This window comes from Ruania albidiflava DSM 18029, assembly GCF_000421225.1.
GTDB classification, from domain to species: domain Bacteria; phylum Actinomycetota; class Actinomycetes; order Actinomycetales; family Beutenbergiaceae; genus Ruania; species Ruania albidiflava.
Genome location: NZ_ATWL01000001.1, coordinates 173567 through 198653, shown reverse-complemented (window position 1 = coordinate 198653; position 25087 = coordinate 173567). Strand labels below are relative to the sequence as shown.

The following is a 25087-nucleotide window of genomic DNA, read 5'->3' as shown; positions in this document are numbered from 1 at the left end:
CGGGGAAGAACCCACAGATGAACAAGGAGGCGGCTGTGCCGCGCTACATCACCATCACCCTGGAGCAGCGAGGCGTGACCTGTCGCGCTCGGCTGCTCGATGACGTCGCGCCGGCGACCAGTACGGCCGTGTGGGACGTGCTGCCGCAGTCCGGTGACGCGGTGCACGCCAAGTTCGCCCGGAACGAGGTGTACGCCCTGGTACCCAGGATCACCAGCGCCCCGCGCCGGGAGAACCCCACGGTGACCCCGATCCCCGGCGACGTGTGCCTCTTCGACTTCGAACCGTGGGAGATCGGCAACCCGGCCTACGGCTACGAGCAGGGGTCCCAGGCACACGCGGAGAACGGCGCCACCGACCTGGCGATCTTCTACGACCGGAACAACCTGCTGCTGAACGGGGACGTCGGCTGGGTGCCCGGGAACGTGTTCGCCACCATCACCGACGGTCTGCCGGCGATGGCCGAGGCGTGCAACGACCTGTGGCGGAACGGATTCGTCGGCGAACGCCTCACCTACGCCCGCGCCTGACCCCAGGTGAGTCGCGAACGCTCGCATTTGCGACCCTGAACCGATTCAGGGTCGCAAATGCGAGCGTTCGCGACCGGGTTCGCGACCGGGTTCGCGACCGTGGCGTGCGGCACCGGGACTGCTCAGGCGAGCAGCCACTCCACGAACCGGCCCAGTGCGAGCACCAGGTCGTCGGCGTGCCGCGGCCCGACGATCTGCAGCCCGACGGGCAGACCCGTTGCAGTGGTGCCCACCGGGATGCTGATCGCCGGCTGGCCGGTCATGTTGAACGGGTAGCTGAATCCCGCCCACTGCGGCCACCGGGTCAGGCCGCTGCCCGGCGGCACGTCGTGCCCGGCCTCGAACGGCGGGATCGCCACGGTCGGGGTGATCAGGGCATTGTGGTTCTCGCTGAACTCCCCCATCGTGATGCCCACTGCCGCCCCGACACTGCGTGCCTGGATGTAGTCCACACCGCTGTGGCTCTCCCCCTTGTCCCACACTGCCGCCAGCCCGGGGTCGATCGTCTCCCGGACGTTCGGCATGGTGCGCAGCAGCGCTGCCGCACCACAGGCCCACATGGTCTCGAACGCGTCCAACGGGTCGTCGAAGCCTGGGTCGACCGCCTCCACGTGCAGACCAGCCTGGTCGATCTTCGTCACTGCGGCGTCGACGATCGCCGCCACCTCGGCGTCCACCTGCAGGTAGCCCAGGTCGCGGGAGTAGGCCACGTGCATCCCGGTGACCTCACGGTTGAACTCACCCCGATAGGTCAGGTGCGGTGGCGCCTGCGACGTCGGATCCCGGTGGTCGGGCAGCGCCAAGATGTCCATCAGCAGCGCCGCATCCTCCACGGTCCGAGTCATCGGACCGGCGTGCGCGAGCGGTGCGAACGGGCTCGCCGGGTACATCGGCACCCGTCCGTGCGTAGGTTTCAGCCCAACGATCCCGCAAAAGCTGGCGGGGATCCGGATGCTGCCACCGCCATCGGTGCCCACTGCCAGGGGAGCCATCCCCGCCGCTACTGCCGCACCCGCTCCGCCGGAGGACCCGCCGGGCGTCTTCGACGGGTCGGCCGGGTTCCTCGTGATCCCGGTCAGCGGGGAGTCGGTGACCGCCTTCCATGCGATCTCCGGGGTGGTGGTCTTACCGACGAACACCATGCCATCGTCCCGGAGCCGTGCCGCCACCGGGGAGTCCACCGGCCACGGCTGGTCGGGTGCGACGGACTTCGAGCCCCGCAGCGTGGGCCACCCCTTGGTGAGGAAGATGTCCTTGATCGAGATCGGCACCCCGTCCAGCAGCCCCTTGCTGTAGCCGTTGCGCCAGCGCTCCTCGGACTCTCTCGCCTGGGCCAGGGCAGACTCGCGGTCCACCAGGTTGAACGCGTTCAGCTCGCCGTCGGCCTCCTCGATCCGATCGAGGACGGCGGCGGTCACCTCGACCGGGGAGAGCTCACCGGCACCATAGGCGGTGACGAGTTCGACGGCGGTCATCTCGGTGGGTTCCACGTCAGCTCCCTGGTACGTATCCTCTGGTCTTGTCCACGACATTGTGCAGCGGCTGGCCCGCCTGCCAGCGGGCCAGGTTCTGTGCGAACAGGTCCACCAGCGCCCCGCGCCACCCGATGAAGTCACCGGAGCTGTGCGGCGTGATCAACGCGGTGGGCAGGTCCCAGAGGGGGTGCCCGGCCGGTAGCGGTTCCGTCTCCAGCACGTCCAGGGCAGCACCGGCGATCGTGCCCTCCCGCAGGGCGGTGACCAGGTCCTCGGTGCGCACCAGCTCTCCTCGACCTACGTTGATCAGCCGGGCGGAGGGGCGCATCGCCGTCAGAGCTGCACTGTCGATCATCCCCCGGGTGGCATCGGTCAGCGGCGCAGCGAGCACCACCCAGTCGGCGGCCGCCAGCTCACCCGGCAGATCTTCCTGGGCGCGTACCACGCCGAAGTCCGGGTCGCCCTCCCGGGCCCTGCGCCCCGAGCCGCGCACCTGCAGACCTGCGGCTCGCAGCAGCCGGGCGATCGACCGCCCGATCGGACCGGTGCCCACGACCAGCGCCCGGGTGCCGGCGACCCGCTCGGACTCCCGGTGCTCCCAGATGTGCTGCTGCTGCCGGCGCCAGGAGCCGGGCAGATCCTTGGCGAAGGAGAGCACCTGGCCGAGCACGTACTCCGCGATCGCGTCGTCGAACACGCCACGGGAGTTGGTCACCACGACGTCGCTGTCGCGCACCTGCGGCGTCATGAACGAGTCCACGCCGGCGGCAGCCACGTGCAGCCAACGCAGGCTGTCCGCCCCGTGCCAGGCCTCGGCTAGCGCATCGGAGAGGAAGTGGTAGGCGAACAGCACCTCGGCCCCGGACAGCGCCTCGGCCAACCCTGCTTCGTCGGTGTAGCGCACCGCGGTGAGCTCGGTGACAGGGGCCATCATCTCGGCGCTGGGCGCGCTGCCGTCGTGCAGCACAACGACCGGCCGATCACGCATATTGACAACGTAGGAGGCCCACCTACTATTGTCAACAATCAGATGATCCGCCGGCGCGAAGGTGAGACCTGTGGAAGCAAGCGGCGCGGAGTTCGAAGGACCATTGGCCCAGCGCGGGATCGGGATCATCGCGCCCTTTGACCTGGCCCTGGAACGTGAGCTGTGGCGGTGGGCGCCGATGGAGGTCAGCCTGCACCTGGCGCGCACGCCGTACGAACCGGTGCCGGTGAGTCTGGAGATGGCTGAGCTGGTGTCCGCGACCGATCACCTGCAGCGTGCTACCCGGGACGTGCTCGGGGTGGAGCCGGAGGTGGTGGCGTTCCTGTGCAGCTCGGGCAGCTTCGTGCACGGGGTGGCCTACGAGGCGGCGCTGTGCGAGGCGATCCGTGCCGCGGGCGCCCCGGACGCGGTCACCACCTCTGGAGCGTTGGCCGAGGCGGTGCGTGAGCTCGGTCTCACCCGGATGTCCGTGGTCACTCCGTACGACGAACCGCTCACCCGACGCCTGGAGGAGTTCCTCGCCGAGCTGGGGGTGACCGTGCTGCACTCCCAGTACCTGGGCCTGGGCGGCGGGATCTGGAAGGTGAACTACCGGACCGTGGCCGACCTGGTGATGGCCGCCGATGACCCGGCCGCGGAGGCGATCTTCGTCTCCTGCACCAACCTGCCCACCTACGACATCATCGCCCCGTTGGAACGGGACCTGGGCAAACCGGTGCTGACCGCCAACCAGCTCACGGTCTGGGCCTGCCTGGGCCGGATGGACCTGCCGATGGTCGGTCCGGGCAGCTGGTTGCGCGGCGTGTTCCAGGAGGGTGTCGAGCCGCCGCCGCTGCCTGAGGTCGCCGACCCACCGGACACCATCGAGGAGGGAGCCTCATGACCAGCACACCCACAGTGGGGTTCATCTACCCCGACCACGCCGCTGAGGACGACTACCCGCTGGCCGCGAGCTGGTTGGACGCGAGCTTCCCGGTGGCGCACATCTACGGCACCGACCTGCACGCCGTCCCGGAGCTGCTCGACCTGGGCAGCCCCGCCCGGCTCGCCGAAGGCGCCCGGCTGCTCGCCCGGCACGGCCCGGCCGCGGTGGTGTGGGCATGCACGTCCGGCAGCTTCGTCTACGGGCCAGAGGGGGCCGAGGAGCAGGTCGCCACGCTCGAGGAGGCGACCGGGGTGCCGACCTCCAGCACCAGCCGGGCCTACCTGGCGGCACTCTCGGCTCTCGGCATCCGGAAGGTCGCCGTGGCAGCGAGCTATCCCGACGGCGTCGCTCGCCTGTTCGTGGACTACCTCGCTTCTGCCGGGGTCGAGGTGGTCTCCTTCTCCAGCGCCGGGATCGCCACGGCCGCGGAGGTCGGCATCCTCACACCTGCGCAGGTGACCGCCCTGGTCACCGGCAACGACCACCCGGAAGCCGAAGCACTGCTGGTCCCGGACACGGCGATGCGCACCCTGGCCGTGCTGCCGGACCTGGAGTCCGGACTCGGGAAGCCGGTGCTCACTGCCAACCAGGTCACCATCTGGGAGGGGCTGCGACTGGCCGGGACACCCCGGTACAGTGCCCGGCTGGGGACCCTGTTCGCAGAGAGGATGGCAGATGCCGGTCGGTGAGCTGAGGCCGCCGAAGCGGCAGTCCACCGTGGACTACGTGGCAGAGGCGCTGCGCGGGGCGATCATGGCCGGCGGGTTGCAGCAGGGCGAACAGCTGGGAGAGACCGAGCTGGCCGAACGGCTCGACGTCTCCCGTGGCCCGTTGCGCGAGGCGATGCAGCGCCTGGTCGCCGAAGGGCTGCTGGAGGCAGTCCGCAACCGCGGCGTGTTCGTCACCGAGCTGTCAACCGCCGACGTGGAGGACATCTACCGCACCCGCTCAGCGATCGAGCGCGGTGCGCTGGAGCTGGTGATGGACGGGCGCCGGGAGGAGACCGTGCGCGCGCTGACGCCCAGCATCACCGCGATGCGCACCGCCGCCCGGCGCGGGAGCGCACCCGGAGTCTCCGACGCCGACCACACGTTCCACGAGGAGCTGGTGGCGTGCTCGGGCAGCCTGCGGTTGATCCGGGCGATGCGCACCCTGGTGGTGGAGACCCGGATGTGCCTCGGTGAGCTGGAGACCACCTACCCGGACCTGGGTAGCCAGGTCCGCGAGCACGAGGAGATCGTCGAGGCGATCGGCGAGGGCACCCTGGAGCGGGCGAAGGAGCTGCTCGTGGCGCACATGGACGATGCCGTGCAGCGCCTGGCAGCAAAGCGGGTGCCGCCGGCCTCGTGAGCGGCTGCGAGGGTGGAGCGGTGGGCACGCGGAGGTCAGGCTGATGCCGGTCTGGTTCCAGGCCGGGCTGTGGGGGCTGCTCGCCGGCGGGGCCCTGGTGGTCGGGGCCGCGGTGTCCTGGTTCGTGCGGGTGCCGCAACGGGTGGTTGCCGCTGTGATGGCCTTCGGCGCCGGGGTGCTGATCTCCGCCCTGGCCTTCGAGCTGGTCCAGGACGCGCTCGCCGACGGCGGGATCGCCCCGACCACGCTCGGTTTCCTGCTCGGGGCGCTCGCCTACCTGGGCGCCAACGTGCTGCTCGCCCGGCATGGTGCCCGGCACCGGAAGCGGTCCGGAGGGCAGCAGCCGGCCGAGTCGGAGCAGGCCGGCAGCGGCACGGCGATCGCCATCGGGGCACTGCTGGACGGGGTGCCGGAGTCGGTGGTGCTCGGTGTCTCCCTGCTCACCGGCGAAGGGGTCGGCGTGGCTGTGCTCGCCGCGATCTTCCTGTCCAACCTGCCCGAGGGCCTCTCCTCGGCCGCCGGGATGAAGAACGCCGGCCGGTCCGCGCGGTACGTGTTCGGCATCTGGGTGACCATCGCCGTGGTCTCCGGAATCGCCGGCGGGCTCGGTGCCGGGCTCCTCGGCGGCGCCAGCGGCACCGCCACAGCACTGGTGACCGCGATCGCGGCGGGGGCGATCCTGACGATGGTCGCGGACACGATGATCCCCGAGGCGTTCGAGAAGGCACACCTGTACACCGGCGTGATCGCCAGCGCCGGGTTCTTGGTCAGCCTGGCGCTCAGCCAGGTGGCCTGAGTACTTCGGCGCCAGCCGGCGGACCGCCAGGCGCAAATCCCTTGCCCTGCCCGATAGCGTCGCACCATGTCCAGCACCACACCAGGCCAGACCATCCCCCTGCTGACCGATTCGGACGTGACCAGGCCGAGCGACGCCGTCATCGACGAGCAGGGGCGGACCGAACCGCCGATGGCCGCTGACGAGCGGGGCACGTTGCTCGGGTTCCTGGAGTTCCAGCGCGCCACCCTGCACTGGAAGTGCTCCGGTCTGGGCGCCGACGACCTCCAGGTGCGGGTAGCGGACTCGACGATGACGCTCGGCGGGATCCTCAAGCACCTCGCCTGGGTGGAGGACCACTGGTTCACCCAGATGCTCCGCGGCGAACCGATGCCACAGCCGTGGCAGAGCGTGGACTGGCAGGCCGACCAGGACTGGGAGTGGAACTCTGCCGCCTCCGACGCACCCGGTGAGCTGTTCGCCCTCTGGCAGCAGTCGGTGACCCGCGCCCGGCGCGCCACCGACCAGGTGGCGGACCTGGGCACCCTCGCCGCCCGCAGCTGGCCGGACGGGCAGACGCCCAGCCTGCGCTGGATCCTCACCCACATGATCGAGGAGTACGCCCGGCACAACGGCCACGCCGACCTGATCCGGGAGTCGATCGACGGTTCGACCGGCGAGTAGCGAGCAGCCAGTGCAGGCGATCGAGCGAGTCTGCGCCCTCGCAGCAGAGAGCGGGATGGGCGTCAGCTACACCGACGGCACGTTCACCTTCACGCTGGACCAGACCGGATCGCGACAGCTGGCCTGGACCGTGGACGGGAACGAGTTCGAACGGCTCGCAGCGATCCGCCGACGCCAGGCGCGCACCGTTCTCGGCACCAGTGACGGCTGGGCACTCCTGCTCACGCACCTGCAGGAGCAGCTGGAGACCTTCACCGGTAACCATGGCGTCATCGTCGCGACAACGGACGGGCGGCTCGGCACCACAGACAGCGGGACTGAGCGGACGCGCTAGCACCGCCCGGGGTTGGAACGCTCAGGCGCCGCCTGCTAGCGGCACCCGGGCGACCAGCACCCCGCTCCCCCACTCCTCGCTGATCCGCACCGTCGCCTGGAAGCCGGCTGCGGTGAACGCGGCCACGGCTGCATCCCGCTGGGTCGCGGCGATCTCGGTGAGCACGTACCCACCCGGCGCCAACCACCTGGGTGCGCGCTGCGCGAGGCGACGTTGCACGTCCAGACCGTCCGCTCCGCCGTCGAGCGTGGGAAGCGGCTCGTGCGCGCGCGCCTCCACCGGCAGGTGCGCGATCTGCCCGCTGGGAACGTACGGGGTGTTCGCCACGACCATGCCCAGCCGGCCCTGGAGCCGGGCCGGGAGCGCGTCGAGCAGGTCACCGCAGCCGGTGCCGACCCGGTCGGGCAGGTTCTCCCGGGCCAGGGCCACCGCGACCGGATCGCTGTCGGCGGCGTACAGGTCCAGGTCCGCGCGACGCGCGGTCAGCGCCGCAGCGATGGCACCGATCCCGCAGCACACGTCGGCCACCATCGCTCCCTGCGGTGCCAGATCGGCGGCCACCTGCACCAGGAACGTGGTGCGCTGCCGGGGCACGAACACCCCGGGCCGCACCCGCAGACGCAGCCCGTCGAAGGCTACCCAGCCGAGCACCTGCTCCAACGGCTCGCCCACGAGGCGCCGGGCAGTGAGCTGGTCCAGGTGCGCGGCGTCGTCGGCCGCCTCGGCGAGCAAGGCGGCCTCCTCCTCGGCGAACACACAACCTGCCGCCCGCAGCCGGTGCACCAGCTCGACCGGCCCGGGCGTCACCGGTCCTGCTGGTCCGGAGGCCATCAGGTCCCGACTGCCGGAAGCACGCAGCGAGCCGCGACCTCAGGCGGTCAGGTCGTCCAGCACGACCAGCTCCGCAGCGCTCGGCTCCCATGCCACGGCTGCAGCATTTGCTTGCACCTGCTCCGGCTTGGACGCCCCGCTGATCACCGAGGCCACTGCCGGCTGGGCCGCCAACCAGCCGACTGCCACCTGCAGCAGGGACAGGTCCCGCTCGCTGGCGAAGTCCTGCAGCGCCTCGATCGTGTCGAAGTCCGCCGCAGCCAGCCGCTCCGGCCGGTTCGCCAGACGCGTGCCTGCCGGAGCGTCCTGACCACGCCGGTACTTGCCGGTGAGCAGCCCGGAGGCCAGCGGGTAGAACGGCAGCAGGCCAGCGCCCACATGTTCGACGGCAGGCAGCAGCTCGGCCTCTGCACTGCGGTTGAGCAGGTTGTACTGGTTCTGCGCGGAGATCATCGGCGCCAGAGTTCCGGTGCGGGCCGTCCAGTCCGCGTCCACCACCTGCCACCCGGTGAAGTTCGAGGAGCCGATGTAGCGCACCTTCCCCTCCACCACCAGCTCGTGCAGTGCCGCCAAGGTCTCCTCGATCGGGGTGCGCGGGTCTGGGGCGTGCATCTGGTACAAGTCGATGTAGTCGGTGCCGAGCCGCCGCAGCGAGCCCTCCACCGCCTTGCGGATGTACCGGCGGGAGCCGCGCACACCCCAGTCCGGACCGTTCAGCCCACGGGTGTCCATACCGAACTTCGTGGCGATCACCACATCGTCGCGGCGCGTACCCAGTGCGCGACCGAGGAGCTGTTCGCTGCGGCCGCGGGAATAGGTGTCGGCAGTGTCGAAGAAGGTGATGCCGGCCTCGAGCGCGGCGTTCACCAGGCCAGGCACGTCCTGGTCCGCTACCGTGGCTCCTAGAGCATTGCACCCCAGTCCCACGGTGGACACGGTCAGCCCGGAGGCTCCTAGCTGGCGGTAGGTCATCGTCTCGTTGGTCACGGTCTCTAGCCTAGCCACGAGCCGTCCCCGCGAACTTCACACCACCTTCACCGCGTCGCCGGAACAGAAGCCCCGTCCCACCCGTTGGACTAGATGGAGACCACAAGTCACGGACAGGAGGAGTCACGATGGCTGAACGAGCACTGCGTGGCATGCGGATCGGTGCCAACAGCATGGAGACCGAGGAGGGGGTCGAGTTCGCGCCACGGGTGGAGGCTGTCTACGACTGCCCGGACGGCCGCGTGATCATCATCCCGTTCTCGGCCGACGCCGAGATCCCCCCGGTGTGGGAGGCCCCCGGTGGCGGCGAAGCGCTGCTGCGGGACGCCACCCGTCCCGAACCCAAGGCCGGCAAGCCGGTGCGCACGCACTGGGACATGCTGCTCGAGCGGCGCACCGTCGCCGAGCTGGAAGAGCTGCTGGATGAGCGTCTGGAGCTGCTCCGCAGCGGTCAGCTCCGCCGCCGCAGCGCCTGAGACACCCGTTCCCGACACTGCCTGGTGCGCCGCTCGGCGCCCCAGGCAGTGGTGCGCCAGAGGGCTTCGGCTACGATCGCGCGACTCATCTTCGACTGTCCCTGGACGCGTTCGGTGAACGTGATCGGCACCTCGACGATCCGCTCCCCCAGCTCGTGCACCCTGCGAGTCATGTCCACCTGGAAGCAGTAGCCCTGCGAGTTCACCCCGGCCAGGTCGATGCGGCGCAGCGTCGCGGCCCGGAACACCCGGAACCCGGCCGTGGCATCCCGCACACCGAACCCGATCAGCGCATTCGCATACAGGTTCGCACCGCGACTGAGCAGCTGACGGCTCAGCGGCCAGTTCTCCGTGGCCCCACCCGGAACCCAGCGTGAGCCGATCACCAGCCCCACGTCCGCGGAGCTGGCGGCCAGCAGCCGGGGCAGGTCCTCCGGATGGTGCGACCCGTCTGCATCCATCTCCACCAGCCGGTCATAACCGCGGGCCAGACCCCAACCGAAGCCCGCCACGTACGCCCGCCCGAGCCCGTCCTTGCTGGTGCGGTGCAGCACGTGCACCTGCCGGTCGTGGCCGGCAACCCCCTCCGCCCAGGTGCCGGTGCCGTCCGGGCTGGCGTCGTCGACCACGAGCACATCGGCCTCCGGGACCGCGGCCCGGGTACGGCGCAGTGTCTCCGGCAAAGACTGACGTTCGTTGTAGGTGGGGATGATCACCAGCGTCACGGGGCGGCCCCGACATGCGCGTCGGACCCGGTCGCTGGCTCGGGCGACGTCCGCACCGGCGCACCCTCGGCCGGTTCCGCACCGGCGGGTCGGGGCCGCTGCCGGCGCCCGGTGACCACCCCGAGTGCCAGGGCCAGCACCGCCAGTACGGTGAAGACGATCATCGGCCAGTCCCCCAACCGGTCGGCGATCGTGAGCGTGGAGCGCAGCGGGATGTCAGCAGCGAAGCTCTCGTGCGTGAACAGCCCGGTCTCCTCCAGCACGGTCCCGTCCGGAGCGATCACCCCGGAGACCCCGACAGTAGAGATCTGCAGCGTGGTGCGACCGTGCTCCACCGCCCGCAGCCGGGACATCGCCAGCTGCTGCTCCGACTCGCTGGTATACCCGAACGAGGCGTTGTTCGTGGGCACCAGCAGGAACTCGGCGCCGTCCTGCACCGCCGACCGGATCAGCGCGTCATAGGCGACCTCGAAGCAGATCACCGTACCGACGTCCGCCACCTCGCCGGTGCGCGGCACCGGCACCGGGACCACGCCGACCTCCTGCCCGGCGGCCATGTCGGTCCGCACCATGTCCACCGCCGGCGAGAACAGGCGAGCCACCTCCCGCATCGGGATGTACTCAGCAAACGCGGCAGGGATCTGCTTGGCGTAGGCGTAGGTGGACCCCACCCCCGGCTGCCAGAGGATCATCTCGTTGTACCGGGCCTCGTCGTCGTACCGGTCGGTACCGAGCAGGATGGGCGCATCGATCGCCTCGGCTGCCGCGTCGATCTCGGCTGCCGCCTGCGCGTCCGCACGCGGGTTGATGTCCGTGGCGTTCTCCGGCCAGACCACCAGGTCCAGGTTCCCCTGACCCACCTCGTCGGCGAGCTCGTGGGTACCACGGGCATGGTTGTGCAGCACCTCCTGGGCGTTCGCGAACGCACCTAGCCCGGGTTCGGAGACGTTGCCCTGCACCGCCCCCACGCGCAGCACGCCCTCCTCCGCCTGGGTGCTCGGCAGCGGCAGCACCGCACCTACGCCGAGCACCAGACCACCGGCGACCAGCCGGTAGGCGGGCTGGCGCCAGTGCCGGTGCGCGGGCACCTCGTCGCGCCGGCCCGGGCCTGGCAGCAGCAGGCGGACCGCATCAGCCAGATAGTGCCCGATGAGCACCACAGCGAAGGACACCAGCGGAGCCCCGGCGATCGTCGCCAGGGACAGCAGCGGCGAGTCACCCTGGGAAAACCCGAGGCGCCCCCACGGGAACCCGCCGAACGGCCACACCTGCCGCAGCTGCTCGATGACCACCCAGATGGTCGCGAACAGCGGGGCGTGCAGCCACGTGCGGTGCCGCACCCAGCGTCCACGCCGGGCCCAGGTGAAGGCCGCCACACCACCGGCGAGGATCCCGGACTCCGCCACCGACAACGCCACCCACGGAACCGGCCCGACGGCGTAGTGCGCCCACCACAGGTGCGGCAGGAAGAACCCGAGCCCCCAGACCCAGCCCACCAACGCGTTCCACCGGGCACTGTCCCGGCCGCACGCCCACACCAACGCCGCCATCCCGACGAACGCCAACGGCCACCAGCCCCGCATCGGGAAGGCAGCATCGGTGGCCCAGCCGCCGAGCGCAGCGACGAGCAGGCTCAGCGCTCGGGGGGTCCACATCACAGCCACCACAGCAGGATACGTGCCCGAGCCGGGCCACCGGGTCCTCGTCGGCGCTCGTCACGACCAGCTGGTGCCTCTGCCGCGGGCTCCGACGTGCTGTGAGCGCACCGACCGGCCCGTGCATCCTTCGGGCCGGAACCCCCTGCGCGGACGCCCCGTTTTCTAGTGAATGCACGGGCCCGGTCGGTGCCCGCTCCCTGAAGACCAGGAGCAGTACGGAACGTGAACATACCGGTCTTGAGCAGTTCCGCCAAGGAGACAACGATGCAGGTCAACGGTGTCCCTGCAGGTCAGAGCGGATGGAATCAGAGCAAGATTCTTGTCTCGCTCGGCGTGTCGGCTGGTGTGTCGGGCAACCGGTGTGCTGAGCCTCACGTGGTGCCGTAGGCGACGATCCCGCGCCGCACTGCCGTGAGTGCCCGGCGGGCGGTGCGACGCAGCTGCGAGGACGGCGCCGCGGTCGCGATCTGGTCCAGCAGGTCGATCACCTGTCGGCTCCACCGGACGAAGTCCCCGGCGGCCAGGTCACCGGCATCCAGCACGGCGGTCAGGGTCCCGCCGCGGGCCCACACGTCCATCGGCCGGACCAGGCCGAGGTCCACGGGCTGCGCTCGACGCACCCGGTGCTCACGCTCCAACGCCTCGAGCCTCCGGGCGATCCGTCGTGTGGTGTGCACGGCCAGCGCGAGCGGGCCGTCCGGCGGTCCAGGTGGCACCGGCAGCTCACCGGTGTCGTCGGAGCGGGAGGAGTAGACCACGATCGAGACCGCCGCCGCCAGCCCCGCCGGGTCCAGGTCCGCCCACGCGCCCTGGCGCAGGCACTCGGCCAGCACCAGGTCCTTCTCGCAGTACAACCGCCGCAACCACTCCCCTTGCTGCGTCACCTGCAGCCCGTCACCGTCCCCGGCCAGGTACCCTAGCTCGCTGAGCAGCTGGCACACCCGGTCGAAGTCCCGGGCGATCGAGGACGTGCGGCCCTCGATCCGGCGGAGCAGCTGCGCGTGCTCTGCGGCCAGCTTCTCCCGCCGGCGCGCCCAGCGCAGGTGCTCCTCCCGGTCGGCGCAGCCGTGGCACGGGTGGTGCCGGAGCCGCTCGCGCAGCCCGGTCAGGGCACCGTCGCTGCCCGCGGCGCTCGGTGGGCGGGGAGCAGCCTCTGGTTCGGCAGCCCCGAGCGCGTTGCGCAGCGAGGCGGCCAGGTCCCGCCGCTCCTGGGGCCGGCGCGGGTTCACGTGCTTGCCGATGCGGATACGCCCCCACCGGTCGGTGCCGTAGGGCAGGTCCGCAGCGGTCAGCCGGGCCTGCCGGGCCTCGGTGGTCAGCACGTGCAGCAACGGCCCGTCCAGCCCGGGCTCGTCCGGGGTGGTGAGCACCAGTGCGAACCCGGCGCGCCGTCCGTGCGGGATCTGGATCACATCGCCCCGGCGCAGCGAACGCACCAGGTCCGTGGTGGCCTGCCGGGCAGCGTGGGAACGCTCCTTGGCCAGCTCCTTCTCCCGGGCGGAGATCTGCGTGCGCAGCTCCAGGTACTCCTCGATGTCCCCCAGGTGGCAGGTCATCGCCTCGGCGTACCCCTCCAGCCCCTCGGTCATCGAACGCGCCTGCCGGGCCAGCCCGACCACCGACCGGTCTGCCTGGAACTGGGCGAACGACGTCTCCAACGTCTCCCGTGCCCGGCTGAACCCGGTGGTGGCGATGAGGTTCACCGCCATGTTGTAGGTCGGGTGGAAGCTGGACCGCAGCGGGTAGGTGCGCCGGCTGGCCAGTCCGGCCACCGCCACCGGGTCGATCCCGCTGGAGTAGAGCACGACGGCGTGCCCCTCCACGTCGATGCCGCGTCGCCCGGCCCGCCCGGTCAGCTGGGTGTACTCCCCCGGGGTGATGTCGGCGTGCCCACGTCCGTCCCACTTGGTGAGCTTCTCCAGCACTACCGACCGCGCTGGCATGTTGATGCCCAGAGCCAGCGTCTCCGTGGCGAAGACCACCTTGACCAACCCGGCAGCGAACAGCGCCTCCACCGTCTCCTTGAACAGCGGGAGCAGCCCGGCGTGGTGCGCGGCCACCCCGGCCAGCAGCGCCTCGCGCCACTTCCAGAAGTCCAGCACCCCCAGGTCCTCCCGGGGCAGGTCGGCGCTGCGGCGCTCCACCTCCGCGGCGATCTCGCGCCGCTCGGCCTCGGTGGTCAGCGTGATGCCGTGGGCGAGCACCTGGTCGGTGGCCGCCTCGCAGCCTGCCCGGGAGAAGATGAACACGATCGCCGGGAGCAGCCCGGCCCGGTCCAGCCGATCCACCACCATCGGCCGCGGCGGCGTGCGCACGATCCGGTACCTGCTGACCGGTGGCCTGCGCCGTCCCCGTCCGCGCCGTCCCCCGGTGGGGCCCCGGTTCACGCTGTGCTCGGCGGACCGGATCGCCTCCACCAGGTCCGGGCTGATCGGAGGGTTGGTGCCCGGCCGGGTCGGGTCCACCCGCGAGGAGTACAGGTCGAGCACCTCGCGGCCGACCATCACGTGCTGCCACAGCGGCACCGGACGCACCTCGGAGACCACCACCGCGGTGTCACCACGCACCTCGGTGAGCCAGTCGCCGAACTCCTCCGCATTGGACACCGTCGCCGAGAGGGAGACCAGGTGCACGTCCTCGGCCAGGTGCAGGATGACCTCCTCCCACACCGGCCCCCGGAACCGGTCGGCGAGGTAGTGCACCTCGTCCATCACCACATACCCCAGGCCCCGCAGCGTGGGCGAGGAGCTGTACAGCATGTTCCGCAGCACCTCGGTGGTCATCACCACCACCGGTGCCTCACCGTTGATCGTGGTGTCCCCGGTGAGCAGACCCACGTTCGCGGCGCCGTGCACCTCCCGCAGGTCGGCGTACTTCTGGTTGCTCAGCGCCTTGATCGGGGTGGTGTAGAACGCCTTCCGACCACTAGCCAGGGCCAGGGCGATGGCGAACTCCCCCACCACAGTCTTGCCCGCGCCGGTGGGGGCAGCGACCAGCACGTCCCGGTCGGCCTGCACTGCCTCGCACGCCTGGACCTGGAAGTCGTCCAGCTCGAAGTCCAACGACTGGCGGAACTGCCCCCACAGGGTGCGGGCCTCCGCCTGGCGACGAGTGAATGCGGCATACCGTTCGGCGGGTGAGGACATGCCCCCAGCCTAGGTCTGCGGCGTGAGCAGTCGCAGCGCACCAGGGCGCAGGCGCGCCCGCAGAGGTAACCGACCGAGCAGCTCACCGTCGGCATAGACAGGCGGGGGGCGCCGTCGTCCGAGCAACGGCTCCAGCACCACCTCCCGGGCCCGCAGCACCTCGACCCGATCCGAGCGCACGTGCGTGCCCCGGTACAGCCGGGGGAACAACCGCATCAGCTGCACCCGACCCATCGCGTGCCCGATCACCAGGTCCATCCAGCCATCGTCCATCGCGGCGTCCGGCGCGATCCGCATCCCGCCACCGAAGCTCGGCGCGTTCGCCAGGGCCACCAGGGAAGCCTCCTGCTCGCGCACCACCCCGTCGATGGTGAGCCGGTACCCGTACGGCTGGAACACCCCCAGCTCGGCGACGGTGCCGCGTACGTACCGGCCGCTGCCGCGCGGCCAGCGGTAGGCGTTCGCGCGGTGGTTCACTGCGGCGTCGATCCCGGCGGAGAGCACACAGGCAGTCCACTCCACGGCCGTGGGGTCCGCCAGCTCGTCCCGTTCCAGAGCGGCGCTGCCCGCAGCGCTGCCGCCGGCGTCGGTGTCCTCCGCGCCCGGTACGTGCACCCGGGTCGCGATCGCATCGACCACCCTCGGCTCGGCATCCAGCGCACCGAGCAGGTCGGCCACCGCCCGGTGCACGTCGTGCTCAGCCAGCCCGAGGGTGCGGGCCAGGTCGTTCCCGCTGCCGAACGGCACGATGCCCAACGGGACCGTGGTCCCGGCGACCACGTTCACCCCCAGGTGCACCATCCCGTCGCCGCCGACCACCACGAGGGCGTCCAGCTCCCAGAGCGCGTCCCGGCCTCGGGCGAGCGCCTCGGCCGCGGTCGGTGCGCTCAGGTCGATCACCTCGTGCCCGCTGCGGCCGAGCAAGGCGAGGGTGTCCCGGCCGCCACCGTCGGCGCGCCCGTGCCCGGCAGTGGGGTTGATCAGCACGCCCAGTCGGCTCATGCGGCCCAGACTAGCCAGGTAGCCAGATCCTCGTGACCTTGCGGGCTCAGTGCGTGCTGTCGACGTCTGCGGAGTCCGCCGCGGCACGCAGCTTCTTCGCCACCCGCCGGTCGTTGAGCATGCAGATGCCCACTGCCGCGAAGTACAGCGCGACGATCGGCAACGACATCATGATGAACGTGACGGCATCGGCGGTGGGTGTGGCCAACGCGGCGAGCACGACGATGATGATCACCGCCCAGCGCCACCCCTTCAACCAGGTGATCCCCTTGACCATGCCGAGGAAGTTCAGCAGCACCAGGATCAGCGGCAGGATGAACGCGACCCCGAAGATCAGCAGGAACTGCATCACGAACTTCAGGTAGGTGGTGACGTCGATCAGCGCTGAGGACGTCTCCCCGTCCGGCACGAACTGGGTGAGCAGCAGGAAGGTGTTCGGTAGCGCGATCCACGCCATGTACACGCCGCCGGCGAACAGCGGCACACCAGCAGCGATCACCACGACCGCCCAGCGGCGCTCGTTGCGCTTCAGCCCGGGCGCGAGGAACGCCCACAGCTGGTAGATCCACCAGGGGCAGCTGGCCAACAGGCCGAGGAACGCAGCGACCCGCAGCTTGATGTCGAAGCTGGCCGCCACCTGGGAGAAGTTCAGCGTGGCGTTCACACCGCGTTCGCGGAGCTCGGCCACCGGGGCCTGCAGCAGGTGCAGCACCGGGTCGTAGAGGAACCAGCCGCCGATCGCGCCGACGAGGATGCCCGCGCACGCCAGCATCAGGCGCTTGCGGAGCTCACGGAGATGGTCCCCGAGAGGCATCCTCCCCTCGGGGTTGGAACGTGAGACCACTGCCGTCAGGTAGTGGTGGCGTCGTTGCTGCGCTGCTCAGGGGCCGGCTGGGGTGCCTCGGTGGGCTGTGCGGCGGGGGCTGACTGGGGCGCCTCGGTGGGCTGTGCGGGCGGAGCCTGCTGGGTCTGCGGGGCGCTCTGCTGCGGTGTGGCCGACTGGTCCTCGTGCAGCACCGTCTTCGCGTCGGACAGGTCAGTGTCCTCCTGCAGCTCCTTGATCTCCTTCTTGAACACCTTGAGCGACTTGCCGACATTCCCCGCGATGTCCGGCAGACGACTGGCGCCGAAGAGCAGCAGCACCAGCCCGACGATCACGATCCAAAAGACTGGGTTCCTCAGCATCTGCATTTCCTCCGTGAAATCCCGTGGCTGTCGGCGTTCAGAACGGCAGCCCGATCGCCCGCCACCGTTCTAGCGTACGCGATCGACGCGCCTGCACTCTCGCTGCACGCGCGGCCAGGTTGTCCCGTCGACGCTGCCGCCACACCTCCTGCTGCTCCTCGGTGGCACTCAGGTGCGGGGTGAACGTCTGCGCCCGCACCTGCTCGTCCAGCTCGGCCATCGTCGCCTCGAGCCGCTGGAACACCTCGCTGCTTCGGCTCGCCTGGGCCATCAGCGCCTTGAAGTGCCGCCACAGGTGCAGCGCGAGCAGCACGGCGCAGGCGACCGCACCGAGCACGAGCACCGTCCAGACCGCGAACCACAGCATGACCTCAGCCTAACGGCGGTGGCGGGTCTGTCTCGTCGGCGTCGTCCAGACCGGCGGCCCGATAGGCCTCCAGTGCCGCCCGGGCACGGTCGGCGATCCCGGTGGCCACGTCAGCAGGTTCCACGGCGAGCACGTCCTCGGCGATGCCCAGCACCAGGTGGTGCAGCCAGGCCAGGTCCAGCACCGCCAGGTCGACGGCGAAGCGTGCGTCCTCGAGGTCCTGCACCGCGGTCACGGGGTACTGTTCGGCGACCCATCGCGCCGGGGAGGCCAGCACCAGGCGGACCTGCCACGGTGCCTCCGTCAGCTCCGGCTCGGTGTCGGCGCTCAGCGCGACGTCCGGGTGGGCAGCGGCCGGTGCCCCGGCCTCGGTGAGCTCCAGGATGCGGTCCAGCCGGAACTGCCGGACGTCCTGTGCCCGGTAGCACCAGCCGACGAGCAGCCACCGGGTACCGTCGGTGAGCAGCTGCAGCGGATCCACGTCCCGCTCGCTGACCACGTCTGCTGCGGAGACATAGCGCAGGTGCAGCCGCTGCTGGTCGGCTATCGCCGCCCGGACCGTGGTGAGGTGCTCGGCCACCTGCTCGCCGGTGTCGTCCGGCCCGGCGACCTGCACCGCTTGGGCGGACCGCGCCGCGGCGCCGGCCGCCTCGGTGAGCTTGTCCATCGCCGAGGTGAGCACCGGGTCGGTGGCCAGCCCCGGAGTGACCTGCAGCGAGCGGAGCGCGGTCAGCAGTGCCACCGCCTCTTGCGCGCCCAGCCGCAACGGACGGTTCATCCCACGGGCCTGGGTGAGAGTGAGGATGTTGCGTTCTCGGTCGTCGGCGGAGAAGTCGATCAGGTCGTCCGGCAGGTACCCGGGGGTGCCGGAGACCCACAGCGTGCTCACGTCCTGCAGCACCCGGCCCGTGCTGATCCCGAAGTGTTCGGCCACCTGCTCCACCGGCACCCCTGGGTGGGCATCGAGATAGGTGATCAGGGCGAGCATCTGCACCACCCGGTCGCCTGCGCTCTGGGCCATCAGCCCTCCCCTCCCAGCGTCGCGGCGGCACGCAGGCGGCGCAGCACCGCAGCGCGCAGCTCGGGCGGGTCGAGCACCACGACCGCATCTCCGTAGCCGGCCAGCTCTTCAGCCAGCCGTTCGGTGTCCGCGGTCTCCAGCCGATAGGTCTCCCGGCCGTCGATGCCGTCCTCGCCTGGTGCCGGCTCGCCTCGGGCGCGTAGCGCGGAGGCACGTTCGGGGGCCACGGCGAGCCGCACCACCGTCGGCTCGCTCTCCGCCGGCTCGGTCTGGCTGCTCTCCGGGATCTGCACCTCGCCCGGTCGCCCCACCCGCCGCACCCGGCCGACGATCCGGGAGAGCCGGAACTGTCGCTTCCCCTCCCGGGCCATGTCGTAGCCGACCAGGTACCAGCCGCGATCCTTGGCGAACAGCCGCCAGGGCTGTACGGTGCGGGCCTCGGTGCTGCCGGTGCTCGCGGCACGGTAGGTGAACCGTACGGTGATCCGGTCCTCGATCGCCTCGAGCAGGTCCGCGAACGCCGCATCCGGGCCACGCACCCGCAGGGACAGGCCTGCGAAGCGGCCCGGATCCGCGGCGTCGCTGACCGCCCGTAGCTTGGTCAGCCCTCGGCGGGAGTCAGCGGCGAAGGAGGAGTCCTGCCACACCTGCGCGGCCAGGGAGAGCACCCCGATCTCCGCCGGGGTGAACTCCACCGGCGGCAGCTCGTACTCCGCAGTGTCGATCCGGTAGCCGACGTCGTCCTCATGGGCGGAGTCGGTGAGCGTCACCACCGGTAGCCCCAGCGCCCGGAGCTGGTCCTTGTCCCGCTCGAACATGCGGTCGAACGCTTCGTCGGAGGCCGCATCCGTGTAGCCGTTCACCGATGCGCGGATCTCCGCCTTCGTCATCCGGTGCCGGGTGTGCGTCAGCGCGATCACCAGGTCGAGCAGACGTTCGGCAGCGGGTACCCGGTCAGCCATCAGCGCTCCCGTCGCCAGGCATCCCCTGGACCCTCCGCACGCTCATGACCCCAGGCTAGTGGCGATAGGTTGCCCATGTGATGACTTGGCGACACGGCGTGGTCCGCTCCCTCGGCCGGTCCTGGAGCGGCGCCCAGGAGCTCACCGTCCAGCTGCTCGGGGGCGGCGCAGCAAGCAGTGCAGCGGCGGCAGGAGACGAGGTGCGTGCCCTGGCCTACCCGGACCTGGTGGGCATGCTCTCCCCCGGGGACCGGGTGCTGCTGAACACCACCGCCCAGCAGCGCGGCCTGGGGACCGGGGGCTACGCGCTGGTGGTGGCTCAGCCGGACACCCTCCCGGTCGATCCACCGCCCGGGCCGGGGCACATCGTCAAGGCGCGGTACACCCCGCAGCAGACGATGGTGCTCGGCGTGGACGAGCAGGAGTCGCCGTACCACGAGCTTCTCCGCGAGGCGGACGACCTGGCCGGGTTGCCAGTGGTGGTCGCCGACCTGCACTCGGCGCTGCCTGCTGTGGTCGCAGGGGTTCGCGCGGAGGCCGCCACCTGGGGCAGGCAGCTGTCCGTGGCGTACGTGATGACCGACGGCGGAGCGTTGCCGGCCGCGTTCTCCCGTGCGGTGGCAGGGTTGCGCCAGTCCGGGTGGCTGACGGCCACGGTCACCACCGGGCAGTGCTACGGCGGTGACCTGGAGTCGGTCACCGTGCACTCCGGGCTGCTCGCTGCGCACCTGGTCGCCCGGGCGGACGTGGTGGTCCTGGCGCAGGGCCCTGGCAACGCCGGTACCGGCACCCGCTGGGGGTTCTCCGGGGTGGCTGCCGGGGAGGCGTTGAACGCCGCGGCGGTGCTCGGTGGCCGACCCGTGGCCAGCCTGCGGGTCTCCGGCACCGACCGGCGGGAACGGCACTATGGCGTCTCCCACCACAGTCTCACCGCGATCGGGCGGGTTGCGCTGGCCCCGGCGGACGTCGTCGTCCCAGAGCTCGACGGCGACCTGGGTGCCCGGGTGCGGGTGCAGGCCGCCGCTCTGGGCGATCGGCACCGGCTCGTGCACCTGCCCACCAGCGGGCTGCAGGCTGCGCTGGAAGCCTCCCCGGTGCCGCTGAGCACGATGGGCCGCAGCCTCGCCGACGACCCCGCGCCGTTCCTAGCTGCTGCTGCTGCCGGCGTCCATGCCGCCCGGCTCGTGCTGGGCGACCAGCGTGGCCAGCCGGCGTGAGGCAGCCTGGGCGCGAGCACCGTCCACGCGTTGGATGGCCATCACCGGGAACACGTGCCCGTCCGCGAGGTCCAGCAGCACCCAGTCCCGCTCCCCGAACCGGACGTTGACGATCTGCGCCCACTCCAGGTCCGCCCCGCGCAGGATGTTGCGCACCCGCAGCCCCTCGGGGGTCGGCACAGCCCGCACGCTGGCCATCAGGTAGAGGAACGCGCAGATCAGCAGCGCCAGCGCCATCCCACCCACCTGGTAGGACCGCGGCGCGCGGTCCAGACCTTCGACGAGCACCACGAAGGCCACTGCGCCGCCGAACACCCAGAGGATCAGCAGGAACGAGACGATCCGGGTGGCTCGCGGCCGGAACGGCGCATACAGGTCCGCCGGACCGAAGGGATGCTCAGGTGTCTCGGCGGGACGCACAGCGCTCCGTCAGAGCCTGCTCGCGTGGATGGTGGTGACGATGATGGCCCGCGCGCCCAGGCCGTAGAGCTGGTCCATGATCGGGTTCGTCCGCCGACGCGGCACCATCGCCCGGACAGCCACCCAGCCACGGTCGTGCAGCGGGGAGACCGTGGGCGACTCCAGACCTGGGGTCACCGCCACGCAGGCGTTCACGTGCTCCACCGGGCAGTCGTAGTCCATCAGCACGTACTCGTGCGCCACCAGCACGCCGTTCAGCCGCCGGTCCAGCACGTCCAGCCCGGGCTTGGGGTCGCCAGTGGGTCGGATCAGCACCGCCTCGGACCGCAGGATCGGTTCCCCGAAGACCTCCAGGCCGGCGGCGCGCAGCGTGCTGCCGGTCTCCACCACGTCCGCCACCAGGTCGGCCACCCCGAGCTGCACCGTGGACTCGATCGCACCGTCGAGGCGCACCACGTGCGCGTCGATCTGCTGCTCGGCGAGGTGCCGGCGGACCACCACCTCGTAGGAGGTCGCCACTCGTTTGCCCTCGATGTCGGACAGCTCGCTCATCGTGCCAGCCGGGGCCGCGTAGTGGAACGTGGAGTGGGCGAAGCCGAGCGCCCGGTGCTCGACCGCATCCACCCCGGAGTCCACCAGCAGGTCGCGGCCGGTGATCCCGGCGTCCACGACGCCTTCGCCGACGTACACGGCGATGTCGCGTGGGCGTAGGAAGAAGAACTCGACCTCGTTCTCCACATCCGGCAGCACCAGCTCGCGACCGTCCCGGCGCTGCCGGTAACCGGCCTCCCGGAGCATCTGGCTGGCGGGCTCGGACAGGGCACCCTTGTTGGGCACGGCGATTCGAAGCACGGGATTCCTTACTCGGCTCTCCGGGCGTCAGCTGGCGTCCGGGCGGTGTTCAGGGTGGGACGGGCAGGTGGTCATAGATGGGTGTAGACATCCTCGAGGGTCAGACCGCGGGCGATCATCATCACCTGCAGGTGGTAGAGCAGCTGGGAGATCTCTTCGGCCGCCTCCGCGTCGCTCTGGTACTCAGCGGCCATCCAGACCTCGGCCGCCTCCTCGACGATCTTCTTGCCGATGGCATGGATACCGGCGTCCAGCTGCGCCACTGTGCCCGAGCCCTCGGGGCGGGTCTGCGCCTTGTGCTGGAGCTCGGCAAACAGGTCCTCGAACGTCTTCACGCCCCGAGCCTACTCGGCCCCGACGAGCGCATCGGTATATGCCTCGTCTGCTGGGACGGGCTGCTCGGTGAGCCCACTCTCAGCGAGGAACGCCGACATCTCCTCCCAGGGGCCGGTGTGCGTCCCGAACGGGACGCTCAGGTCCCCGTACAGCGGTACGGTCGACTGCATCGTGGCCGACATGATGGCCCGCTGCTCGTCGGAGACCGTACCGGGCATCGCCTCCGCTGCAGCGTCCACCCCCGCCTCTGGGTCGGCGACGATGTCAGCCACCGCCCGGCCGACGGCCTGCACCACTGCCCGAAGCGCCTCCGGCTTGCTGGTGAGCAGCTCGTCGGTGCTGCCCAGACCGATGCCGACCAGCGGAACGTCACCGAGCGGCACCGCACGCACCTCTAGGCCGGTGGCGGCGAACTGGGGGACGTCGTTGTTGCTGTAGCCCATGACAGCGTCCACATGTCCCGCGCTCAGCGCATCCTGCTGGGTGAAGCCGATGTACTCCACCTGGACGTCGTCCTCGGTGAGGTTCGCGGCCTGCAGCATCGCGAGCAGCCCGAAGTAGGTCTCCCCGAACGGGCCCGGCACACCGACAGTGTGCCCATCGAGGTCGGCCGGGGCCGTGATGTCGGAGTCGGTGGGCACGATGAGCGCGACCGGGTAGCTGGTGTACAGGGTGGCGATGTCCACCACCGGCACGTCTTGGTCGCGGGCCTGCATCATCTCGTCGCCACCGGCGACCACCACATCCTCGGTGCCGTTGGTCAGCGCACCGAAGAGGTCCTCGGACTCGCCGTGGTGGCGCAGGGTCACGTCCACGCCCGCATCGGTGAAGTAGCCGTTCTGCTCGGCCAGGTAGAACGGTGCGAACTGGACGTTCGGGACATAGGTCAGCCCGAGGGTCAGCTCTGCCAGATCAGCATCGCCACCGCCCCCGTCACCGTCGTCACCGGCGGAGCAGCCGGCCAGCACCACCAGGCCCGCGGCCGCTGTCATCGCCGCGATCATCTGTCGTCGGGTCACCACCATCGCACTCGCCTCTCCAGAGCTCTCATCAGCAGGTAGATCCCGACCGCGGCCGCGGCCAGGACGATGAGGGTGGCGAACATCCCTTCCGTGTCCGAGCGGTCCCGGTACACGGAGAGCAGCAGCCCCAGGCCCTGCCCGCCCATCACGAACTCCCCCACCACCGCACCGGTGACGGACAGGACGAACCCGTTGCGGATCCCGGCCAGCAGCGACGGCAGCGCCAACGGCGCCTCGATCGAGACCAGCCGCCGCCAGCGGCCGGCGCCGTCGAGCTGTGCCGCGCCGATGATGTCGGCATCCAGCGTGGTCAGGCCCAGCTGGGTGTTGACGAAGATCGGGAAGAACACCAGGAGTGCGCACAGCAGCGCGATCGGGAGCTGCCCGTAGCCGAACCAGAGCACGATCAGCGGGGCCAGTGCCACTGCGGGGATCGCCTGCGATGCGGCCAGGTACGGACCGATCGCCCGGTTCGCCCAGTCGGAATGTGCCACCAGATAGCCCAACGGGAGAGCCACCAGGAGGCCGAGCAGGCACCCCAGGAAGCTCTCGGTGAGGGTGACGAGGGTGTAGCCGAGGATACCGTTGCTCAGCTCGAGGGAGAGCCGGTCGACGAGATCGTTCGGGGCGGGCAGCACCCGGGCGGGGACGGCCAGGCTCGCGGCCTGCCAGAGCAGGACCACGATGACGGCGAAGATCACCGGGGCGGCGATCGTCTGCCGCCTGCTGGCTGCTCGCTGCACCGGCCTGCGTTCCCTTCCCCAGGTGCACACCCGGGGTCGGGACGGTGCACGGTGCAAACCGTCCCACCGGCGTCGGGGGCCGACGCCGCGTGCTACCTCCCATCCGGACTTTAACCGTCGGTCCTGGAGTTTCACCAGGTCAACCGACCGCCGGAGCGGCCGGGTCGCGGACTGTCACCGCCGGTTCGGACTTTCACCGACCCCGGAGCACGTTGGACTCACCTGCCAGTATCGCACACCTGCTGAGGTGAGGGGCAGCGCGGCCTTGTCACGTGCGCCACACCGAGAGCCGGTACGCGGGCCACACAGCGGCGTGGACCGGCGCAGCACCAAGGTGCTGCCGCGTGCGCGCCCGTGGCCTGGCGGCCGGTGCGGCTCAGTCCCGGTAGGCAGCGGTGGCCAGCGTGCGCAGCTCCTCGATCGCGCCGTTCGGGTCCTCGGCGCTGTACACCGCCGACCCGGCTACGAACATGTTCGCACCAGCTGCGGCCGCCTCGCCGATCGTCTCCCGGGAGACGCCACCGTCCACCTGCACCCAGATGTCCCGGTCCAGTGCAGTGATGGCGTCCCGGGTGCGGCGGATCTTGGGCAACGTGCCGGTGATGAACGACTGCCCGCCGAACCCGGGCTCGACGGTCATCACCAGCACCATGTCGAACTCGGGCAGCAGGTCCAGGTACGCCGCCACGTCGGTGGCCGGGCGGAGCGCGATCGCGGCGCGTGCACCGAGCCGGCGCAGCTCGCGGGCCAGCCGCACGGGTGCGGTGGACGCCTCGGCATGGAACGTCACCGAAGCGGCCCCTACCTCGGCGTAGGCCGGGGCCCAGGTGTCCGGATCCTCGATCATCAGGTGCACGTCCGCCGGCAACCCGGTGCTCGCGATCACCTTTTCCACCACCGGGAGGCCGAAGGTCAGGTTCGGCACGAAATGGTTGTCCATCACGTCCAGGTGCACGTAGTCGGCAGCACCGATCCGGCCGACCTCGCCGGCCAGGTTCGACAGGTCCGAGTTCAGCACGCTCGGGGAGATCAGGATCGCCATAGGGCCGAGCCTACTGGGAACGCCGGGGCGCGCG

28 protein-coding genes and 1 riboswitch are annotated in these 25087 nt (G+C 70.7%); of the genes, 9 read left to right on the top strand and 19 right to left on the bottom strand.

Going from position 1 to position 25087, the window contains the following annotated elements:
• Positions 1-17 precede the first annotated feature (17 nt).
• The gene (locus K338_RS0100905) at positions 18-530 is read left to right on the top strand and encodes a DUF3830 family protein (protein WP_022916301.1); all 513 of its coding nucleotides are present in this window, start codon (positions 18-20) and stop codon (positions 528-530) included.
• Between the two features lie 122 nt (positions 531-652).
• On the opposite strand, the gene K338_RS0100900 is transcribed toward K338_RS0100905, so the two are convergent.
• Complete coding sequence (locus tag K338_RS0100900) at positions 653-2020, bottom strand: amidase (RefSeq protein WP_022916300.1); 1368 nt, start codon at positions 2018-2020, stop codon at positions 653-655.
• A gap of 1 nt (position 2021) precedes the next feature.
• The gene (locus K338_RS0100895; RefSeq protein ID WP_022916299.1) at positions 2022-2993 is read right to left on the bottom strand and encodes a D-2-hydroxyacid dehydrogenase; all 972 of its coding nucleotides are present in this window, start codon (positions 2991-2993) and stop codon (positions 2022-2024) included.
• Positions 2994-3063: 70 nt separating this feature from the next.
• On the opposite strand from K338_RS0100895, the gene K338_RS19710 reads away from it, so the two are divergent.
• The 6 genes from K338_RS19710 (at position 3064) to K338_RS0100865 (ending at position 7061) form a co-directional block, all read left to right on the top strand.
• Positions 3064-3876, top strand: coding sequence for a maleate cis-trans isomerase family protein (locus K338_RS19710; protein WP_022916298.1), 813 nt, complete (start codon positions 3064-3066; stop codon positions 3874-3876).
• Entirely contained in the window at positions 3873-4607 is a 735-nt protein-coding gene (locus tag K338_RS0100885) for a maleate cis-trans isomerase family protein (protein WP_022916297.1), read from the top strand. The genes K338_RS19710 and K338_RS0100885 overlap by 4 nt, the downstream gene beginning before the upstream one ends.
• A complete protein-coding gene (locus K338_RS0100880) occupies positions 4594-5268 on the top strand; it encodes a GntR family transcriptional regulator (RefSeq protein ID WP_022916296.1) in 675 nt (224 codons plus the stop codon). The genes K338_RS0100885 and K338_RS0100880 overlap by 14 nt, the downstream gene beginning before the upstream one ends.
• A gap of 43 nt (positions 5269-5311) precedes the next feature.
• Positions 5312-6064, top strand: coding sequence for a ZIP family metal transporter (locus K338_RS0100875; protein ID WP_022916295.1), 753 nt, complete (start codon positions 5312-5314; stop codon positions 6062-6064).
• 66 nt (positions 6065-6130) lie between these two features.
• The gene (locus tag K338_RS0100870; protein ID WP_022916294.1) at positions 6131-6727 is read left to right on the top strand and encodes a DinB family protein; all 597 of its coding nucleotides are present in this window, start codon (positions 6131-6133) and stop codon (positions 6725-6727) included.
• Between the two features lie 55 nt (positions 6728-6782).
• Positions 6783-7061, top strand: a complete 279-nt coding sequence (locus K338_RS0100865) for a hypothetical protein (RefSeq protein WP_157612139.1) — start codon at positions 6783-6785, stop codon at positions 7059-7061.
• A gap of 21 nt (positions 7062-7082) precedes the next feature.
• Here K338_RS0100865 and K338_RS0100860 read toward each other — a convergent pair whose 3' ends face one another.
• Positions 7083-7868, bottom strand: a complete 786-nt coding sequence (locus tag K338_RS0100860; RefSeq protein WP_022916292.1) for a putative protein N(5)-glutamine methyltransferase — start codon at positions 7866-7868, stop codon at positions 7083-7085.
• Between the two features lie 63 nt (positions 7869-7931).
• Positions 7932-8864: an aldo/keto reductase gene (locus K338_RS0100855; protein ID WP_022916291.1), complete on the bottom strand. Its 933-nt coding sequence runs from the start codon at positions 8862-8864 to the stop codon at positions 7932-7934.
• Positions 8865-9007: 143 nt separating this feature from the next.
• On the opposite strand from K338_RS0100855, the gene K338_RS0100850 reads away from it, so the two are divergent.
• On the top strand, positions 9008-9355 hold the full coding sequence (locus tag K338_RS0100850; protein WP_022916290.1) for an RNA polymerase-binding protein RbpA: 348 nt from the start codon (positions 9008-9010) through the stop codon (positions 9353-9355).
• On the opposite strand, the gene K338_RS19705 is transcribed toward K338_RS0100850, so the two are convergent.
• From K338_RS19705 to K338_RS0100805, 9 genes are all read right to left on the bottom strand, one after another.
• On the bottom strand, positions 9331-10071 hold the full coding sequence (locus K338_RS19705) for a polyprenol monophosphomannose synthase (RefSeq protein ID WP_211218178.1): 741 nt from the start codon (positions 10069-10071) through the stop codon (positions 9331-9333). The two genes, K338_RS0100850 and K338_RS19705, sit on opposite strands and share 25 nt — an antisense overlap.
• Before the next feature lie 5 nt (positions 10072-10076).
• On the bottom strand, positions 10077-11735 hold the full coding sequence (gene lnt / locus K338_RS19700; protein ID WP_084480512.1) for an apolipoprotein N-acyltransferase: 1659 nt from the start codon (positions 11733-11735) through the stop codon (positions 10077-10079).
• A 374-nt stretch (positions 11736-12109) separates the two neighbouring features.
• Positions 12110-14884 (bottom strand): DEAD/DEAH box helicase, encoded by a 2775-nt coding sequence (locus tag K338_RS0100835; protein ID WP_022916287.1) that lies wholly within the window; start codon positions 14882-14884, stop codon positions 12110-12112.
• Between the two features lie 9 nt (positions 14885-14893).
• Positions 14894-15886, bottom strand: coding sequence for a diacylglycerol/lipid kinase family protein (locus K338_RS0100830; RefSeq protein ID WP_022916286.1), 993 nt, complete (start codon positions 15884-15886; stop codon positions 14894-14896).
• Between the two features lie 46 nt (positions 15887-15932).
• A complete protein-coding gene (tatC, locus tag K338_RS0100825; protein ID WP_022916285.1) occupies positions 15933-16700 on the bottom strand; it encodes a twin-arginine translocase subunit TatC in 768 nt (255 codons plus the stop codon).
• A 35-nt stretch (positions 16701-16735) separates the two neighbouring features.
• Positions 16736-17071 (bottom strand): twin-arginine translocase TatA/TatE family subunit, encoded by a 336-nt coding sequence (gene tatA / locus K338_RS19695; protein WP_157612137.1) that lies wholly within the window; start codon positions 17069-17071, stop codon positions 16736-16738.
• A gap of 37 nt (positions 17072-17108) precedes the next feature.
• Complete coding sequence (locus K338_RS19690; RefSeq protein ID WP_022916283.1) at positions 17109-17438, bottom strand: hypothetical protein; 330 nt, start codon at positions 17436-17438, stop codon at positions 17109-17111.
• A gap of 4 nt (positions 17439-17442) precedes the next feature.
• Positions 17443-18459, bottom strand: a complete 1017-nt coding sequence (locus tag K338_RS0100810) for a helix-turn-helix transcriptional regulator (RefSeq protein ID WP_022916282.1) — start codon at positions 18457-18459, stop codon at positions 17443-17445.
• Positions 18459-19421: a helix-turn-helix transcriptional regulator gene (locus tag K338_RS0100805; protein ID WP_022916281.1), complete on the bottom strand. Its 963-nt coding sequence runs from the start codon at positions 19419-19421 to the stop codon at positions 18459-18461. Before K338_RS0100805 ends, K338_RS0100810 begins: the two co-directional genes overlap by 1 nt.
• A 77-nt stretch (positions 19422-19498) precedes the next feature.
• On the opposite strand from K338_RS0100805, the gene K338_RS0100800 reads away from it, so the two are divergent.
• Positions 19499-20638, top strand: a complete 1140-nt coding sequence (locus K338_RS0100800) for a DUF3866 family protein (protein ID WP_027286281.1) — start codon at positions 19499-19501, stop codon at positions 20636-20638.
• Here the strand turns inward: K338_RS0100800 and K338_RS25925 are convergent.
• From K338_RS25925 to rpe, 6 genes are all read right to left on the bottom strand, one after another.
• The gene (locus K338_RS25925; RefSeq protein ID WP_022916279.1) at positions 20567-21058 is read right to left on the bottom strand and encodes a PH domain-containing protein; all 492 of its coding nucleotides are present in this window, start codon (positions 21056-21058) and stop codon (positions 20567-20569) included. The two genes, K338_RS0100800 and K338_RS25925, sit on opposite strands and share 72 nt — an antisense overlap.
• Positions 21059-21067: 9 nt before the next feature.
• A complete protein-coding gene (gene hisG, locus K338_RS0100790) occupies positions 21068-21910 on the bottom strand; it encodes an ATP phosphoribosyltransferase (protein ID WP_022916278.1) in 843 nt (280 codons plus the stop codon).
• Between the two features lie 71 nt (positions 21911-21981).
• Positions 21982-22245: a phosphoribosyl-ATP diphosphatase gene (locus K338_RS0100785; RefSeq protein WP_022916277.1), complete on the bottom strand. Its 264-nt coding sequence runs from the start codon at positions 22243-22245 to the stop codon at positions 21982-21984.
• Between the two features lie 9 nt (positions 22246-22254).
• Positions 22255-23265, bottom strand: coding sequence for an ABC transporter substrate-binding protein (locus tag K338_RS0100780; protein WP_169579502.1), 1011 nt, complete (start codon positions 23263-23265; stop codon positions 22255-22257).
• Positions 23262-24011, bottom strand: coding sequence for an ABC transporter permease (locus tag K338_RS19680; RefSeq protein WP_022916275.1), 750 nt, complete (start codon positions 24009-24011; stop codon positions 23262-23264). Before K338_RS19680 ends, K338_RS0100780 begins: the two co-directional genes overlap by 4 nt.
• A gap of 86 nt (positions 24012-24097) precedes the next feature.
• A riboswitch (FMN riboswitch) is annotated at positions 24098-24225 on the bottom strand.
• Between the two features lie 162 nt (positions 24226-24387).
• The gene (gene rpe / locus K338_RS0100770; RefSeq protein WP_022916274.1) at positions 24388-25053 is read right to left on the bottom strand and encodes a ribulose-phosphate 3-epimerase; all 666 of its coding nucleotides are present in this window, start codon (positions 25051-25053) and stop codon (positions 24388-24390) included.
• Between the last annotated feature and the right edge of the window lie 34 nt (positions 25054-25087).